This window comes from Kitasatospora sp. NPDC023385 (genome assembly GCF_055664045.1).
Genome location: NZ_JBVOOL010000002.1, coordinates 226,381 through 239,633, shown reverse-complemented (window position 1 = coordinate 239,633; position 13,253 = coordinate 226,381). Strand labels below are relative to the sequence as shown.

General features: G+C 71.4%; 18 protein-coding genes. 11 read left to right on the top strand and 7 right to left on the bottom strand.

All coding sequences use genetic code 11. The annotated features are described in order from the left end of the window. Positions 1-30 precede the first annotated feature (30 nt). A complete protein-coding gene (locus AC0B61_RS04010) occupies positions 31-402 on the top strand; it encodes a thiol-disulfide oxidoreductase DCC family protein (protein ID WP_471739040.1) in 372 nt (123 codons plus the stop codon). 443 nt (positions 403-845) lie between these two features. After that, positions 846-1,424, top strand: coding sequence for a DUF5994 family protein (locus AC0B61_RS04005; RefSeq protein WP_471739039.1), 579 nt, complete (start codon positions 846-848; stop codon positions 1,422-1,424). 40 nt (positions 1,425-1,464) lie between these two features. Here AC0B61_RS04005 and AC0B61_RS04000 read toward each other — a convergent pair whose 3' ends face one another. Continuing rightward, complete coding sequence (locus AC0B61_RS04000; protein ID WP_471739038.1) at positions 1,465-1,716, bottom strand: hypothetical protein; 252 nt, start codon at positions 1,714-1,716, stop codon at positions 1,465-1,467. A gap of 203 nt (positions 1,717-1,919) precedes the next feature. On the opposite strand from AC0B61_RS04000, the gene AC0B61_RS03995 reads away from it, so the two are divergent. Then, entirely contained in the window at positions 1,920-2,087 is a 168-nt protein-coding gene (locus AC0B61_RS03995; RefSeq protein ID WP_471739037.1) for a hypothetical protein, read from the top strand. Between the two features lie 62 nt (positions 2,088-2,149). On the opposite strand, the gene AC0B61_RS03990 is transcribed toward AC0B61_RS03995, so the two are convergent. From AC0B61_RS03990 to AC0B61_RS03980, 3 genes are all read right to left on the bottom strand, one after another. Continuing rightward, positions 2,150-2,398 carry a hypothetical protein gene (locus tag AC0B61_RS03990; RefSeq protein WP_471739036.1) on the bottom strand — a complete coding sequence of 83 codons (249 nt, stop codon included), beginning with the start codon at positions 2,396-2,398 and terminating at the stop codon, positions 2,150-2,152. 56 nt (positions 2,399-2,454) lie between these two features. Further along, positions 2,455-2,712 (bottom strand): hypothetical protein, encoded by a 258-nt coding sequence (locus AC0B61_RS03985; RefSeq protein WP_471739035.1) that lies wholly within the window; start codon positions 2,710-2,712, stop codon positions 2,455-2,457. Between the two features lie 807 nt (positions 2,713-3,519). Beyond that, on the bottom strand, positions 3,520-4,500 hold the full coding sequence (locus AC0B61_RS03980; RefSeq protein ID WP_471739034.1) for a GlxA family transcriptional regulator: 981 nt from the start codon (positions 4,498-4,500) through the stop codon (positions 3,520-3,522). Between the two features lie 113 nt (positions 4,501-4,613). Here AC0B61_RS03980 and AC0B61_RS03975 point away from each other — a divergent pair, with 113 nt between their 5' ends. Both AC0B61_RS03975 and AC0B61_RS03970 read left to right on the top strand, forming a co-directional pair. Beyond that, positions 4,614-5,579 carry an NADP-dependent oxidoreductase gene (locus AC0B61_RS03975; RefSeq protein ID WP_471739033.1) on the top strand — a complete coding sequence of 322 codons (966 nt, stop codon included), beginning with the start codon at positions 4,614-4,616 and terminating at the stop codon, positions 5,577-5,579. A 31-nt stretch (positions 5,580-5,610) separates the two neighbouring features. Next, positions 5,611-5,931: an NIPSNAP family protein gene (locus AC0B61_RS03970; protein WP_471739032.1), complete on the top strand. Its 321-nt coding sequence runs from the start codon at positions 5,611-5,613 to the stop codon at positions 5,929-5,931. Positions 5,932-6,137: 206 nt separating this feature from the next. Here AC0B61_RS03970 and AC0B61_RS03965 read toward each other — a convergent pair whose 3' ends face one another. Next, the gene (locus AC0B61_RS03965) at positions 6,138-6,830 is read right to left on the bottom strand and encodes a hypothetical protein (RefSeq protein WP_471739031.1); all 693 of its coding nucleotides are present in this window, start codon (positions 6,828-6,830) and stop codon (positions 6,138-6,140) included. A gap of 111 nt (positions 6,831-6,941) precedes the next feature. On the opposite strand from AC0B61_RS03965, the gene AC0B61_RS03960 reads away from it, so the two are divergent. The 3 genes from AC0B61_RS03960 (at position 6,942) to AC0B61_RS03950 (ending at position 8,403) form a co-directional block, all read left to right on the top strand. Then, positions 6,942-7,376 carry an Hsp20/alpha crystallin family protein gene (locus tag AC0B61_RS03960; RefSeq protein WP_471739030.1) on the top strand — a complete coding sequence of 145 codons (435 nt, stop codon included), beginning with the start codon at positions 6,942-6,944 and terminating at the stop codon, positions 7,374-7,376. Positions 7,377-7,541: 165 nt separating this feature from the next. Continuing rightward, a complete protein-coding gene (locus AC0B61_RS03955; protein ID WP_471739029.1) occupies positions 7,542-7,946 on the top strand; it encodes a DUF2267 domain-containing protein in 405 nt (134 codons plus the stop codon). A gap of 58 nt (positions 7,947-8,004) precedes the next feature. After that, entirely contained in the window at positions 8,005-8,403 is a 399-nt protein-coding gene (locus AC0B61_RS03950) for a DUF2267 domain-containing protein (RefSeq protein ID WP_471739028.1), read from the top strand. A gap of 194 nt (positions 8,404-8,597) precedes the next feature. On the opposite strand, the gene AC0B61_RS03945 is transcribed toward AC0B61_RS03950, so the two are convergent. Continuing rightward, a complete protein-coding gene (locus tag AC0B61_RS03945; protein WP_471739027.1) occupies positions 8,598-8,972 on the bottom strand; it encodes a hypothetical protein in 375 nt (124 codons plus the stop codon). Between the two features lie 1,024 nt (positions 8,973-9,996). Between AC0B61_RS03945 and AC0B61_RS03940 the strand changes: the two genes are divergently transcribed. Continuing rightward, complete coding sequence (locus AC0B61_RS03940; protein WP_471739369.1) at positions 9,997-10,302, top strand: MerR family transcriptional regulator; 306 nt, start codon at positions 9,997-9,999, stop codon at positions 10,300-10,302. A gap of 182 nt (positions 10,303-10,484) precedes the next feature. Here the strand turns inward: AC0B61_RS03940 and AC0B61_RS03935 are convergent, their stop codons facing one another. After that, positions 10,485-10,925: a VOC family protein gene (locus AC0B61_RS03935; protein ID WP_471739026.1), complete on the bottom strand. Its 441-nt coding sequence runs from the start codon at positions 10,923-10,925 to the stop codon at positions 10,485-10,487. Between the two features lie 147 nt (positions 10,926-11,072). On the opposite strand from AC0B61_RS03935, the gene AC0B61_RS03930 reads away from it, so the two are divergent. Together AC0B61_RS03930 and AC0B61_RS03925 are read left to right on the top strand one after the other, a co-directional pair. Beyond that, positions 11,073-12,581: an MFS transporter gene (locus AC0B61_RS03930; RefSeq protein ID WP_471739025.1), complete on the top strand. Its 1,509-nt coding sequence runs from the start codon at positions 11,073-11,075 to the stop codon at positions 12,579-12,581. Next, the gene (locus AC0B61_RS03925; RefSeq protein ID WP_471739024.1) at positions 12,578-13,189 is read left to right on the top strand and encodes a TetR/AcrR family transcriptional regulator; all 612 of its coding nucleotides are present in this window, start codon (positions 12,578-12,580) and stop codon (positions 13,187-13,189) included. The genes AC0B61_RS03930 and AC0B61_RS03925 overlap by 4 nt, the downstream gene beginning before the upstream one ends. Positions 13,190-13,253: the final 64 nt, after the last annotated feature.

The window sequence follows — 13,253 nt, the reverse complement described above, 5'->3', positions numbered from 1 at the left end:
GCCGGCCCCGCAAGACAGGGACGGCGGAGCATGCCCGACACCATGTCGCCAGTGATCATCTACGACGGCAGCTGCGGCTTCTGTCGCGCAGCCATCCGCTTCCTCATGCCGCGCCTGGCCCTGGCCGGCGTGGTCCGACCCTGGCAGGGCGCAGACCTGACGGCCTACGGGCTGACCGAGGACCAGGCCAGGGCCCAGATGTGGTTCGTCCAGGGCGAGCAATGCCACGGCGGTGCCGCCGCCTTCGCGGTCTGGGCCCGGACCGGCAACGCCGGCGCCCGTGCCGCCGGACGCCTGCTGTCTCTGCCCGGAGTCACCCAGATGGCGGCCGGGGCCTACTGGCTCGTCGCCAGGAACCGACATCGGATCCCTGGGCCTTGGGAGCACACCTGCACGCTCTGAGCGCCGACTGCCCAGCCGGCTCTGGCCGCGCCGTTGGCGCGGGAACGCCATCGACCATGGCAGTCAACGCCCATGCCGATGAAGCCTCCCGATCCCGAGGGCCGTTCGTCCCTGTTCAGGCGGTTGCGCCGCGTGGTCGGCCGTTCGACGGCCGGGCGCGAATGGAGGCGGGGCAGCACTCTCGAACTGTGGCAGCGGTCGCTGGGCATCGCGGCACTCCGCGAGGCCGTCGAGCGCGGGGAACTCATCGCCATCCGGTAGTGCGGGACGCGAGTAGGCGGTCATCGTCAGCATGCCGCGACCATGCCAGGTTCGGGCCGAACCGAGAGTAGCCTGGCTATCACCGAAGGCACTTCGTATGCCGGCACTGACTCTGGCGTCGTCTCCGGCGAACGGCTATCCCGGACCCGGCCCCGGTCGGGTGCGGAGACAGGGCCTTGATCATGACTGCGATCCTGGATCGTGCGACGACGCCTGCCACTCCCGAATCCCCCCTGCGGCTGTCCCTCGCACCCGTCGGCGTGCGGGCCGGTCGGCTGGACGGGGCCTGGTGGCCCCGGTCGCGTGACCTTCTTCTCGAACTCCCCTCCCTGGCCGCCGAGCTCGACGCGCGGTGGGGCCGGGTCACCCGGATCACCGTGAACCCCGCGCAGTGGCCGACCGTTCCCCGGCGGATCCCGGTCGCGGGCCACACCGTCCACGCGGGCTGGTTCACCATCGAGCAGGACGAGCACATGATCACGGTCTGCTCGTACGCCCCGCGCCGGTTGAACCTGCTGGTCGTCCCGCCGCAGACGGACGCCGTCGATGCCGCCCGGCTGATGTCCGAGGCGGCCGATCCCGTGAACACCAGCACCGCGAGCGCCCTGCTCGCCACCGAGATGGGCGGCGGTGCGGCACAGCCGGAGGCCCGTTCCGACTTCCTGCCGTCGGCCGTCGCACCCTCCGACGGCGCTGGTGAGGCCGGCAGGCGATCGGACCTCGCCCGAAGCCGGGCCGCCTCCTGGCCGGTAACCGCTTAGAGGCAGATGGCAGGCACCCTGTACAGCCTGGGCCGGTGGGTCACTCGCGTGACCACTCGGTCTCGGCCTGGGGTTCGCCGGCGGCATCGGCCCCTTCCCAGAGGCGGATCCTGACCGCGCGGGGGCCGGGAGCGGGCTGGGAGAGGGTACGTACGAACACGTCCCGCAGGTGGTTGGCCGCCCGCTGGGGCGGCCCGTCATATTCCAGCGGATTCTGCATCGGAGTACCGCCCTGCCGGGACCAGCGGCCGTCGTCGGCCTGGGTCTCCAGAACCCATCGGTACTGCCGCATCCTGGCCTCCCGTGCAACGATCCCGCCCCCGAGAACCACGGTATGAGGGAGGTGGATCAACCGCGACCGGTGGACTCCGCCCGTGCGGCGGCTCGAAACGGCCGTCAGGTTTGGCCCCGACATACGCGCCCATACGTGGGGTGCGGGCCCCAGCCCACCGCCGACCCGCCGGTGGCCCCGGACAGACCTTGAAGGAGGCCGAAGTGGCACTCGTACTCTTCCTGATCATCGTGGCGATCGTGCTCGGGCTGGTCGGTGTCGTCGCCAAGGGCCTGCTCTACCTGCTGTTCATCGGTATCGCCGTACTGGTCGTCGCGATGGCCCTCTCCGCCGTCCGGTTCCGGCGCGGGGGTCGGACCGCGAAGCGCTGAGCCGCCAGGTGACCGCCGTCGGCTGAGTGGCGTTCCCGCGGTTCGCGCGGGGCGGATCGCCGTCAGTATTCGGACCCGCTTCGCAGGTAGGTGCCGGCGACCTGGAGCCACGCTCCGGGGCTGAAGCACGCCTCGATCCGGTGCGGGGTGTCCTCGAAGACCCGCAGGATGCGCAGCGCGCCGCTCGGATGCAGGTCGTACTCGAAGGTGACGCCGCCGTCCGCGCCGTCCTCGTACTGCAGGTCCAACGGCCCCTTCGACGGCTCCGCCGGTGCCCGGGCGTCAGCTGAGAGTTTCACGTAGACGGACATCGCGCTGTCCCACCTTCCTGTCTGTCCAAGGAAGCCAGCCTGCAAAGCTGGTGGTCTCAGGTCTCCTCGGCCGGTGACTCGGAGCCGATACCGGTGGCGATGAGGATCTGCCGTGCCGAGCCGGTACTTGTACCGGTCTCGACCACGCGTGCCATCGCGGCCAGGGGCGCCTCCTGGCTCATCGTGTCGCCGTCGAGGACGCCCTCCCGCGACTGCGTGGTCTCCAGGCGCGACAAGACCGTCCCCGGCTGCGCGGCCTGCCGGAACCGGTCCGGCAGAAGTCCTTGGTGGGAAGCAACGGCTTCGTCCGACATGGCTCGCCACCTGTTCGCGGGGACTGGCCGGGCCCGCTGAGCGAGGGCCGGTCCTTGGGGAGCGACGGCTCGGGCTGCCCCGACAATCCCACGGTACTCCGCCCGTGCCGGGCCGATCCGGCCGGCCGCGGGAGGCGCGGACGGGCGCCGGGGTGCCGGTGTCTCAGCGCCACTCGACCAGGACCAGGGTGGCGTCGTCGCTCGTGCGCCCGCCCCGCTTCTCCTTCAGGACGTGGGAGGGCGCCCGCACCACGGCCCGCATCCCGTCCTGCGCGTGCTCGACGCGGTTGACCCAGTCGACGAGCTGTTCCTCGCCGAACCGCTCCCCGCCCGCCTCACTGACATCGAAAAGCCATCGCAGCCAACGAGTACCGCATCGCGAACATCCGCGCCGGCTACGGCTACGTCATCTTCAACATCGGCGCCTCCGCCGACGATGGCCAGGACCGCGAGGTGGTCCGGGCCTTCCGTGTTCACCCTGCCCGCCCTTCGGCCTGAGTCCGGATCGGTCCTCAGGGCTTCCCCGCGAACATGGACACCGGGTGGTCTGCGGCCGTGGCCGGCGCAACCGAAGTTCTCCTCGGATCTTGGACAGGCCGACCGGCTCCCTGCTGCGGCGCTGTCGGATTGATCAGAAACCAACAGGAGGAGCCTTCACCGGGGTCGTCCGGTCCGCTTAGGATCAGTGGTCGCATCCGCTGCCCGGAGGCCCGTGGTGCTCCGAACCACGGGCCTCTGGCGGCAGGGGTCACTCGACGTACCGGGAGGTTGGTGATGTGTTGCCGCGGCCATGGTCCGGCTGGGTGGTCACCGTGCTGTCATCGGCTCCGGTGCATTGTGGGCGCGGCGGTAGGCCAGTGGTGACAGGCCCATGTACGTGTGGAAGTGCTTGCGCAGGGCGACCGGGTCGCCGAAGCCGCAGGCGGTGGCGATCCTCGCTACGGTGAGGTCGGTGGACTCCAGCAACAGGCGCGCGTGCGCCAGTCGCTGCTGCGCCAGCCACTTCAGCGGGCTGCTGCCCACCTCGCTGCGGAACCGCCGGGTGAAGGTGCGCTCGCTCATGTGCGCGTGCCGGGCCAGATCCTCGAGCGTGATCGACTCGGCCAGCCGGTCCAGCGCCCACTGCCGCGTCGCCGACGTGGAACGGTCGGTGTCCTGCGGGACCGGGTGCTCGATGAACTGCGCCTGACCCCCCTCGCGCCACGGCGCCACCACGCAGCGCCGCGCGGCGGCCGAGGCCACCGCCGCCCCGTGGTCCAGACGAATCATGTGCAGGCACAGGTCGATGCCGGCGGCTCCGCCGGCCGACGTCAGGATGCGTCCGTTGTCGACGAACAGCACGTCCGGATCGACCTGGACCTCGGGGAACAGCCGCGCCAGCGCGTCGCACAGCGCCCAGTGCGTGGTGGCTCGCCGACCATCCAGCAGACCGGCCGCCGCGAGCAGGAAGGCCGAGGTGCACAGGCTGACGATGCGGGTGCGCGGCCCTATCCGGTTCAGCGCCGTGGCGAGTTCCTCGGGGAGCGCGCCGGTCACGAGCAGGTGCTCGTCGGGCTCCTGCGTGGCGATGACGACGGTGTCCGCGGTCTCCAGCGCCGACTCGTCGTGGTCGACGACGATCCGGTAGTCCTCGTGCGTGCGCACCGGCCGGCCGCCGAGGGAACAGGTGCTGACGGAGTACAGACGGGTTCCGTCCGGTTCACACGCCTCATTGAACACCCGGGCCGGGATACCCAGGTCCAGAGGCAGGACTCCGTCGAGAGCGAGAACGGCAACGCGGTGCGGCATGGCCGGAATGGTACGACAGGTGACCCTCCGGCCACTCACTCGCCCCCACCGCCGACCGCGAGTCTTTCTTCCGCCGGGAGAACGGTCCCGGCGGAAGAAGGAGTGGGACGGACATGAGCGAGAACACCATGCAGGCGGTCACCGTCACTGAGTTCGGCGGACCGGAGGTGCTGACCGTCGAGAAGGTCGCGCGCCCCGAGCCGCTGCCGACCGAGGTGCTGGTGCGCGTGCATGCCGCCGGCGTCAACCCGGTGGACTGGAAGACCCGTGAGGGCCAGGGCATGGCAGGGTTGCAGACGTTCCCGCTGATTCTGGGCTGGGACGTGTCCGGGGTGGTGGAGGAGGTCGGCTTCGGCGTGACCACGCTGAACGTCGGCGACGAGGTGTACGGCATGCCGTGGTTCCCGCGCGCCGGCGGCGGCTACGCCGAGTACGTGACCGCGCCGGCCCGCCAGTGGGCCCGCAAACCGGCCACCATCGACCACGTGCACGCGGCCGCCGTGCCGCTGGCGGCGCTGACCGCCTGGCAGACCGTCGCCGACACCGCCAAGGTGCGGGCCGGCCAGCGCGTCCTGATCACGGCCGCCGCCGGCGGGGTGGGCCACTTCGCGGTCCAGTTCGCCCGGCACCTGGGCGCCCACGTGATCGCCACCGCCAGTGCTGCACGCCATCCATGGCTCAGGGAACTCGGCGCCGCCGAGACCATCGACTACACCACCACCCGCTTTGAGGACGTCACCAACGACGTCGACGTCGTCATCGACCTGGTGGGCGACGCCCACGACCGGACCAGCACCCGGTCGCTCAAGGTCCTGCGCCCGGGCGGCCTGCTGGTCGCCGTCCCGGCCGGTGTCTCCCCGGAACTGGCTGCGGCCGCCGAGGCGGCCGGGGTGCGGGTCACCCCTTACCTGGTCGAGCCGGACGGCGCGGCGCTGACCACGATCGCCGGCCTGATCGACGCCGGCCAGGTCGCCGTCGAGGTCGAGGAGACCTTCCCGCTGGAGCAAGCCGGCACGGCCCACGACCGGCTCGAAGCCGGCCGCACCCGCGGCAAGATCGTCCTCAGTGTCACCAACTGACCATTCCTGCATGTGAGTTAGGAGTCGCGCCGTGTACTATGAGATCCGCCGCTACCAGGCGCAACCCGGACGGCGCGAGGAGTGGGTCCGCTACATGGAGGACGTGGTCATCCCGTTCCAGTCGTCGCTGGGCATGGACGTGACCGCCTCCTTCGTCGACGCCCGGGACGAGGACGGCTACGTGTGGATCCGCCGCTTCGAGGACGAGGCCCAGAGTGAGGTCCTGTACGCGGCCGTCTACCAGCACGAGCGCTGGACGAACGAGATCGGGCCGGTTGTCCACAGCCTGCTGATCCCCGAGAAGTCCGTCATCACCCACGCGGTCCCCACCCCCGCCTCACCACTGAAGTGACCCGGCTCCGGCCGAGCGGCCGGTGCATCGGGAGGCTGGGCGTCTCCGGCGGCGACTACGCGCAGGACCGACAGGCCGCTCGGCGGTTTCTGGCGGTCCGGGCCTTCGTCGTTTCACGGTGGCGGGTTTGGTGGTCGTTGCCGCGCCCGGGCTGGCCCTCGGGGAGTCGGGCTTCGGTCCGGTGCCGGTGGTCGTGTGGGTCGGGGTCAGGCTCGGCGGCGGTTGCTGTCGTGGCGGAGGCGGTCGGTGTGGGCCGTGTAGGCGTCGAGGCGGGCGGCGAGGTCGGGGTGGCGGGTGCCGAGGTGGGGGCGGACGCCGGCGAGGGGCGCGAGGAGGTCGGCGGCATCGGCGGCGCCGAGGGCGGTGGTGAGGGCGGCCTGGGCGGGGCGGGCCGCGGGGGTCAGGTCTGCGAGGGCGGTGATCTGGGCGGCGAGGACGCGTAGGTCGGCGGCGTTCGCGCGGGCCCAGGTCGTGACGGCGCGCTCCGCGGCGCGGCGGTCGCGTACGGACTTGACGCGTTCGGCGCCGGTGCCGGGCGCGCCGGGGGCGTCGGCTGGGGGCCGCAGTCGCAGGTAGCGGTTCTCGGCGGCCTGGCGGCTGGCGACGCCCATGGGCTGGGCGAGGTCGGCCCAGGTGGCGCCTGCTGCCCGCGCGGTCTCGACCAGGCCGGCCTCCCAGCCGGCGAGTTCGGTCCGGAGTTCGCGCAGTAGCAGCAGGGCGGCCAAGGCCTGGTCGGGTCCGGTCTGCGGCGCTGGGCCGGGGCCGGCCTGGGGGGCCGGGGCCTGGGCGGTGCGGACGGCGTCGTCTATGGCGGCCAGTGCGGCGGCCGCGGCGAGGAAGGACGCGGGCTCGGGAGGCGGGTTGCCGCCGGCAGGGAAGGGCTTGGGCTGCTCTGGCATTCGGCGTCACTCTCCTGGCGACTCGCCTGGTTGTCATCGGATGGATGACATGTTAGAACGGATTCAGGTGAAGCGCACTGGCACCTATCAGTCCGATGGAGGTGTTTCGCGATGCTGATGCGCACCGACCCGTTCCGCGAGCTGGACCGCCTGACCCAGCAGTTCCTCAGCACGACCGGCACGTGGTCCCGCCCGACCCCCATGCCGCTGGACGCGTACCGCGCCGGCGACGAGTACGTGATCTGCTTCGACCTGCCCGGGGTGGACCCGCAGGCGATCGACATCGACGTCGAGCGGAACATGCTGACCGTGAAGGCCGAACGGCGCCCCCGCCGCGAGGGCGAGGACGTGAAGTGGGAACTGTCCGAGCGCCCGCTCGGCGTCTTCTCCCGCCAGGTCATGCTGTCCGACACGCTGGACCCCGAAGGGATCAGCGCCGACTACGACAGCGGCGTGCTGACCCTGAAGATCCCGGTCGCGGAGAAGGCCAAGCCCCGCAAGATCGCGATCAGCCACAGCGGTGACCGCAGGCAGATCCAGGCCTGACCCGCCTGACCCGCCTGATCCCGCCTGACCCTGCCTGCCCCCCAGGACCGGGCTGTTCCGCGCGGCCACCCCCCTCTGCCGCGCGGAACAGCCCGCGCCCCGGGCACCCCATCAAGCCCTGACCGTGGCGCCGACGGGCGCCGCCCGAACGGAGGGAGATGCGCGGTGACGCTTCGATGGGAGGCGTTCCTGGACCTGGTCCGGGAGCGCGGCGAATACGACACCCCCCAGGAGGCCGAGCGGGCGGCCCGCGTCGTCCTGGCCCTGCTCGGCGCCCATCTGGTCGGCCGGGTTCGCGCCGACCTGGCCGCCCACCTGCCCGAAGCCATGGCGTTGGTGCTGCTCAACCCGCTGCAGGCCGCGGAACCGCTCACCCCCGACAGGTTCGTCCGCGCCACCGCCGCCTGGATCGAGGGCGCCACCGAGGCCACCGCCCTGTGGGACATCGGCGCCGTCCTCAGCACCGTGGCAGACGCCGCGGGCGACGACCTCACCCAGCGCGTACTTCTCCAACTGCCGCCCGGCTACGACCTCCTCTTCGGTCGCCCGCACCCGGGACAGCGGCCCTGACCTACCCGTCCGTCCGTCCGCCGCATCCCGCGCGGCCCGACCTCCGGAAGCCACCGCCATGACCGGACACCGCCACCTCGTGCAACAGGTCCGCGACCTCGGTCGCTACGACACCGACCAGGAAGCCGAACGCGTCCTCCGTGCCGTCCTGGCCGCGCTCGGCGGCCAGCTCGTCGGCGAGGAACGCTGCGACCTCGCCGCCGCCCTGCCCGAGCCCGCCCGCCGGGCCTTCGCCACCCAGATCCCCCTCACCCAGCCGCTGGGCGCGCACGCCTTCGTCGACGCCGTCGCCACCACCCTGGACACCACCACCGACGCCGCCCGCTGGCACACCACCTCGGTGCTCGCCGCGCTCACGGAACTCGTCGGCCGGCCGCTGGCGGACCGCCTCCTCACTCAGCTGCCGCACGGCTACGCGATCCTGTTCGGCCGCGCCGACCTCACCACTGCCGCCTGAAACACCGGCCCGTCTGCCCCACCGGCCCGCCCCCAGCCAGGGATGGCGGGCCGGTGGAGCAGACGGGCCGCAACAGGTCGTCGGCGGCAGCTGCACAGCCCCGCCGAGCCCAGCTCAGGTCAGCTCAGGTCAGCTCAGGTCAGCTCAGGTCAGCTCAGGTCAGCTCAGGTCAACGCAGGTCAGCGAGCGGGCGGTCACTGGTCGGAGTAGCTGAGGTCTCCCACCGTCCAGCTGCTGATGTCCGCGATGGCGATGCGGTACATGCCCCCGGTGTGGGGCAGTCCGTAACTGCCCTGCAGGATGCGCGCGACGTGCAGGTGCAAGTGGGTGGGCCGTACGGCGGCCGTGCCACCGTCGCGGATGACGGGCGTCGTGAACAGGGCGGCGAAGGGCTTCAAGTGGTCGGAGGCCGCGAGGACTTCGGACACCCGCTCATGCCACAGGCGCTCCGGCGCCAGCCGGCCGGTGATGACCGCCCCTGGGACGACCACGGTCAGGGGCATCTGGTTGCTGCTCTCCGTCTCCACCATGGCGGCGATGTCGACGAGCAGCCCATCAGGGTTCGACATGAACCCGAGGATAGTGCCCGCCGGAAGCCGCCGGAAAGGACACCCCCGAACGGCCGTCCTCGGACGGACACCTCCGAGGCGGCCCCCGGACCGCCGCCGGTCCGGCCCCGGCCCGTCGCCGCCCGGCGCCCCGTCGAGCGCGCCGCCTCACGGCGGTTCCACTAGCTGCGGCCACCGCGTTGAAAAATGTGTGATGGCCGGGCAAGGTCCCGGGCGCGGCGCCTTCGGCGCCCCGGGGCCTCGGGGCGCTGCCCGGCGCCGGCCTCCGGCGACGGCCCACCAGGGCCACGCACATAAGGTCTTCCACTCGGGAACGGAAACCTGTGTTGGCGAGAGTAGACATTGCCCGGGGGCCTGTGTAGTGTTCCTGGTGTTGGAAGAGCAGGACAGCAGGGCGGGCAGACACGAACTGCCCGGGCAGTACCGCAGTTGGCAACACCAGCAGTGATGCAGGAGGCGTGCAGGTCGTCGGTACGCGGGGCCCCGGTCATGACAGGAGGGGTTCCTGGCGGAAGGCGGGTGACCTGCCAGGCGTCGCGGACCCGGTTGCACATGGGGCCCGGGGCGGTGGCGGTCGCGCACGCGCAGTACAGCAACACCAGCAGTACCGGCAGTACGCAGTAAGGAAGTACCAGCAGTACGCAGTAAAAGAAGTAGGCAGCAACAGCAGTACGCACGATGCACATCAGAGGAGAAGGGAAGGGTTCACCCCGTCGGATCGCCCGCCACGGCATGCAATCCCCGCCGGGCGGTCACCGCAGTAGCCATCATCATGGAACGTCATGGAAGAGGTGGTCCTCGGTCACGCATACGCGATCCCCGCGTCCTGCCCCTCCCCCGGGCAGTGCGGACGCCGCAGGCCGGCCCAACAGCCGGCAGCAGTAGTGCAGTAGATGGTGCAGTGAATCCTCATATCCCTGGGCCCCGGCGCAATTGCGCGCCGGGGCCCTCGACCCGTTTCCCGAGAAAGAAGGTGCTGGTGGAACAGACCACTCTCGCCACCAACCACGACACGGCGGACCACATGAGCGCAGAGACCAAGTTCGACGACGACGACTACCCCGCTTACACCATGGGCCGGGCCGCGGAGATCCTGGGCACCACGCCGGGTTTCCTCCGCAGCCTGGACGAGGCCAAGCTCATCAGTCCGCAGCGATCCGCCGGCGGCCACCGCCGCTACTCCCGCTACCAGCTGCGCATCGCCGCCCGCGCCCGCGAAATCGTCGACCAGGGCACTCCCCTCGACGCCGCCTGCCGCATCATCATCCTCGAAGACCAACTCGAAGAGGCCCTGCGCATCAATGCCGAACTGCGCCGGGACCACACCTAGCGTTCTCCGCCGGGAATCGGATCAAGATGTGCGGCGGCCAGGAGTTCCAGGATCCGGTCGCCGGTGTTGGTCCGGGCAAAAGGTCGGGGTTTGTCGCTCCATGACTTGGTCCAGGCGCGGATGTTTTTCTCCAGCGCCTGGACCGTTTCGGCTGTCAGCCTTTGGGAGCGGAACCCCTTTTCTCAGTTCAGCTGCTCGGCCAGCGCGAGGATGATTCCGCTCGGCCCCCGGAGGTAGCAGAGCAGGTAGCTGTCCTCGTAGCGCGTCACTTCGCCGACGAGTTCGGCGCCGTGCGGGCGGAGGCGGGCAAGGGTGTCCTCGATGTCGTCGACGGCGAACATGACGCGGTGCAGGCCCCGCGTGTTCGCGGGGGTAACGGCCGGCTCGGGGGTGATCGCCTTCGGGGCGTGATACGTCGCCAGTTCGATCCGGCCCGGGGCGTCCGGAATCCGCATCATCGCGATTTCGCTTCGCATGTCGTCGAGCCCGACGACGTTTCCCGCCCAGCGTCCTTCGATCTGCATCCTGCCTTCGAGCTCCATGCCGAGTTCGGTGAAGAAAGCGATCGCGGCGTCGAGGTCGTCGACGACGATGCCGACGTTGTCCATGCGCTGAATGGCCATGCCTCCGAGAATAGGGGGCCATTTCTCGGGGGTCACGTGGGCTTCCACCGTGCGGTAGGCGCATGTCATCATGCGATGACATCAGTTGATGACATCAGGCGATGACATGGCTTGAGCACTCGATCCCTGACGAAGGAGGGCACGTCCATGGAGAGCCCGGTGGGCCGGTCGGCGCGGCGGGAGCGGGCCCTGGTGCCCGTTCTGGTGTTCCTCAGTGCCGTGGTGGCGGTGATCAGCAGTCTCGGTGCGCCGATGATCCCGACCATCGCGGCCGTCGACCGGGTGTCGCTCTCCGAAGCCCAGTGGTCGCTGACCATCACGATGCTGGTCGGAGCGGTCGCCACTCCGGTGCTGGGCCGCCTCGGCGACGGTCCGGCCCGGCGTACGGTCACGCTCGGCGCGGCCGCGGTGGTGGTCCTCGGCAGTGTGCTGGCCGCGCTGCCGCTCGGCTTCGGGTGGCTGGTCGTGGGGCGCGCGCTGCAGGGCGTCGGGCTCGGGCTGACTCCGCTGGCCATCGCCACCGCGCGGGACAGCCTGCCCGCTGCGGCGTCCCGTTCGGCGGTCGCACTGCTCTCCATCACCACCGTCGCCGGGGTCGGCCTCGGCTACCCGATCACCGGTCTGGTCGCCGAGTCCTTCGGCATCCACGCGGGCTTCTGGTTCGGCGCCGCGATCAGCGCCCTGGCCCTGGTGCTGGCCGCCCTGGTCCTGCCGCCCACCACGGACCGCGAACGGCGCCCGCTGGACGCGCTCGGCGCGGTGCTGCTCGGCCTGGCACTGGTCGGACTGCTGCTGGTGCTCAGCGAGGGCGAGACCTGGGGCTGGGGCAGCGCCCGCCTGTGGACGGTCGCGGCCGCCTCCGTGCTGCTGCTGGCCGGCTGGATACGGCACGAGCTGCGCACCGCCCACCCGCTGATCGACCTGCGCAGCCTGGGCAACCCCGTCGTGCTGACCGCCGACGTGGCCGGGCTGGTCGCGGGCGTCGGGATGTACCTGCTGATGTCGCTGGTGATCCGCTACGTCCAGACGCCGGCGTCCACCGGTTACGGCCTGGGCGTCTCGGTCGTGGTCGCCGGGCTCGTGCTGCTGCCGTTCTCAGCGGTCAGCCTGCTGTCCAGCAAGGTGGTCCCGGTGCTCGCCCGGCGCACGTCGTCCGCCCTGGTCCTGCCGCTGGGCTGCGCCGTCTCGCTGGCCTCGATGCTGTTCTTCCTGTTCGCCCGCGGCCGGCTGTGGGAACTGCTGGTGGTGATGGGCATCGCCGGACTCGGCGTCGGCTGCACCTTCGCCGTGATGCCCGGGTTGATCGTCAACGCGGTGCCCGCCCGGGAGGTCGGCAGCGCCGTCAGCTTCAACCAGGTGCTGCGCTACGTCGGTTACTCCACCGGCAGCGCGCTCTGCGGGGCCGTGCTCCAGGCGCACACCGAGCCGGGGCGGCAGTTGCCCACCGACGGCGGCTACCGGGACGCGGCGCTGATCGGCTGTGCGGTCTGGGTGGTGATCGGGCTGGTTACGATCGTCCTGCCGCGGCTCGGTGCCGTGACCGCCTCCCGCGGGGGTTCGCGCGTGGACGAGGAGCTGATGGTGGACGAGAGCATCGCCGACGGCGTGGCCGGCGAAGGCGAGGTGCCCGTGCTGCGGGCCGGGACCGAGCAGTGACCGGCGCGGCAGCCGCGGAACCTGCAGAGCCGGCAGAACCGGCAGAACCGGCGGCGCCCCGACGCCGGGACGCCGCCCGCAGCCGGGAACTCCTGGTCCGGGCGGCGATGGAACTCTTCGCCGATCGCGGATTCGAGCGCACCACCATCCGGGAGATCGGTGAACGGGCGGGTGTGGACCCGGCGTTGATCGCCCGGTACTTCGGCGGCAAGACCCAGCTCTACCTGGCCGCCGTCCGGGTCGAGCTGGGCGACACCGTACCGGCCGACCTCCTGGCGGAGGACCGCCTGCGCGGCCTGCTGGAGCGCTTCTCCCAGCGCGGCCCCGGCCCCGCCTTCCAGACCGCGGTGCTGCCCGGCGACAACACCGAGGTGCAGCAGGCCGCCCGCACCTACCTCCACGAACGGCTGGTCGCGCCGCTGCGCGATCGCTTCGCCGACGAGCGGGTGGACCGGCCGCAGTTGCGGGCCGAGCTGGCGGCGGCGGCCTTCGCGGGGATCGTCCTGGCCCGGTCCAGCGGGGCGTTCGGCGAACTCGCCGAGGCCGAAACCGAGGAGCTGCTGCCACTCCTGCACGACCTGCTGGCCGCGAGCCGCCCGACCCGCTGACGGAGCCGGGCCCGGACCGCCCGGCTGCTGCCCGGGCGGTCGGCAGCTGCCCGGGCGCTCGGCG

Bases quoted from the DNA above. Each gene is read 5' to 3' on its own strand.
- AC0B61_RS03940 (WP_471739369.1), top strand. From the start codon at position 9,997: ATGAGCGCAGAGACCAAGTTCGACGACGACGACTACCCCGCTTACACC.
- AC0B61_RS03990 (WP_471739036.1), bottom strand. From the start codon at position 2,398: ATGTCCGTCTACGTGAAACTCTCAGCTGACGCCCGGGCACCGGCGGAG.
- AC0B61_RS03930 (WP_471739025.1), top strand. From the start codon at position 11,073: ATGGAGAGCCCGGTGGGCCGGTCGGCGCGGCGGGAGCGGGCCCTGGTG.
- AC0B61_RS03935 (WP_471739026.1), bottom strand. From the start codon at position 10,925: ATGGCCATTCAGCGCATGGACAACGTCGGCATCGTCGTCGACGACCTC.
- AC0B61_RS03985 (WP_471739035.1), bottom strand. From the start codon at position 2,712: ATGTCGGACGAAGCCGTTGCTTCCCACCAAGGACTTCTGCCGGACCGG.
- AC0B61_RS03965 (WP_471739031.1), bottom strand. From the start codon at position 6,830: ATGCCAGAGCAGCCCAAGCCCTTCCCTGCCGGCGGCAACCCGCCTCCC.
- AC0B61_RS03960 (WP_471739030.1), top strand. From the start codon at position 6,942: ATGCTGATGCGCACCGACCCGTTCCGCGAGCTGGACCGCCTGACCCAG.
- AC0B61_RS04010 (WP_471739040.1), top strand. From the start codon at position 31: ATGCCCGACACCATGTCGCCAGTGATCATCTACGACGGCAGCTGCGGC.
- AC0B61_RS04000 (WP_471739038.1), bottom strand. From the start codon at position 1,716: ATGCGGCAGTACCGATGGGTTCTGGAGACCCAGGCCGACGACGGCCGC.
- AC0B61_RS03980 (WP_471739034.1), bottom strand. From the start codon at position 4,500: ATGCCGCACCGCGTTGCCGTTCTCGCTCTCGACGGAGTCCTGCCTCTG.
- AC0B61_RS03945 (WP_471739027.1), bottom strand. From the start codon at position 8,972: ATGTCGAACCCTGATGGGCTGCTCGTCGACATCGCCGCCATGGTGGAG.
- AC0B61_RS03975 (WP_471739033.1), top strand. From the start codon at position 4,614: ATGAGCGAGAACACCATGCAGGCGGTCACCGTCACTGAGTTCGGCGGA.
- AC0B61_RS04005 (WP_471739039.1), top strand. From the start codon at position 846: ATGACTGCGATCCTGGATCGTGCGACGACGCCTGCCACTCCCGAATCC.
- AC0B61_RS03950 (WP_471739028.1), top strand. From the start codon at position 8,005: ATGACCGGACACCGCCACCTCGTGCAACAGGTCCGCGACCTCGGTCGC.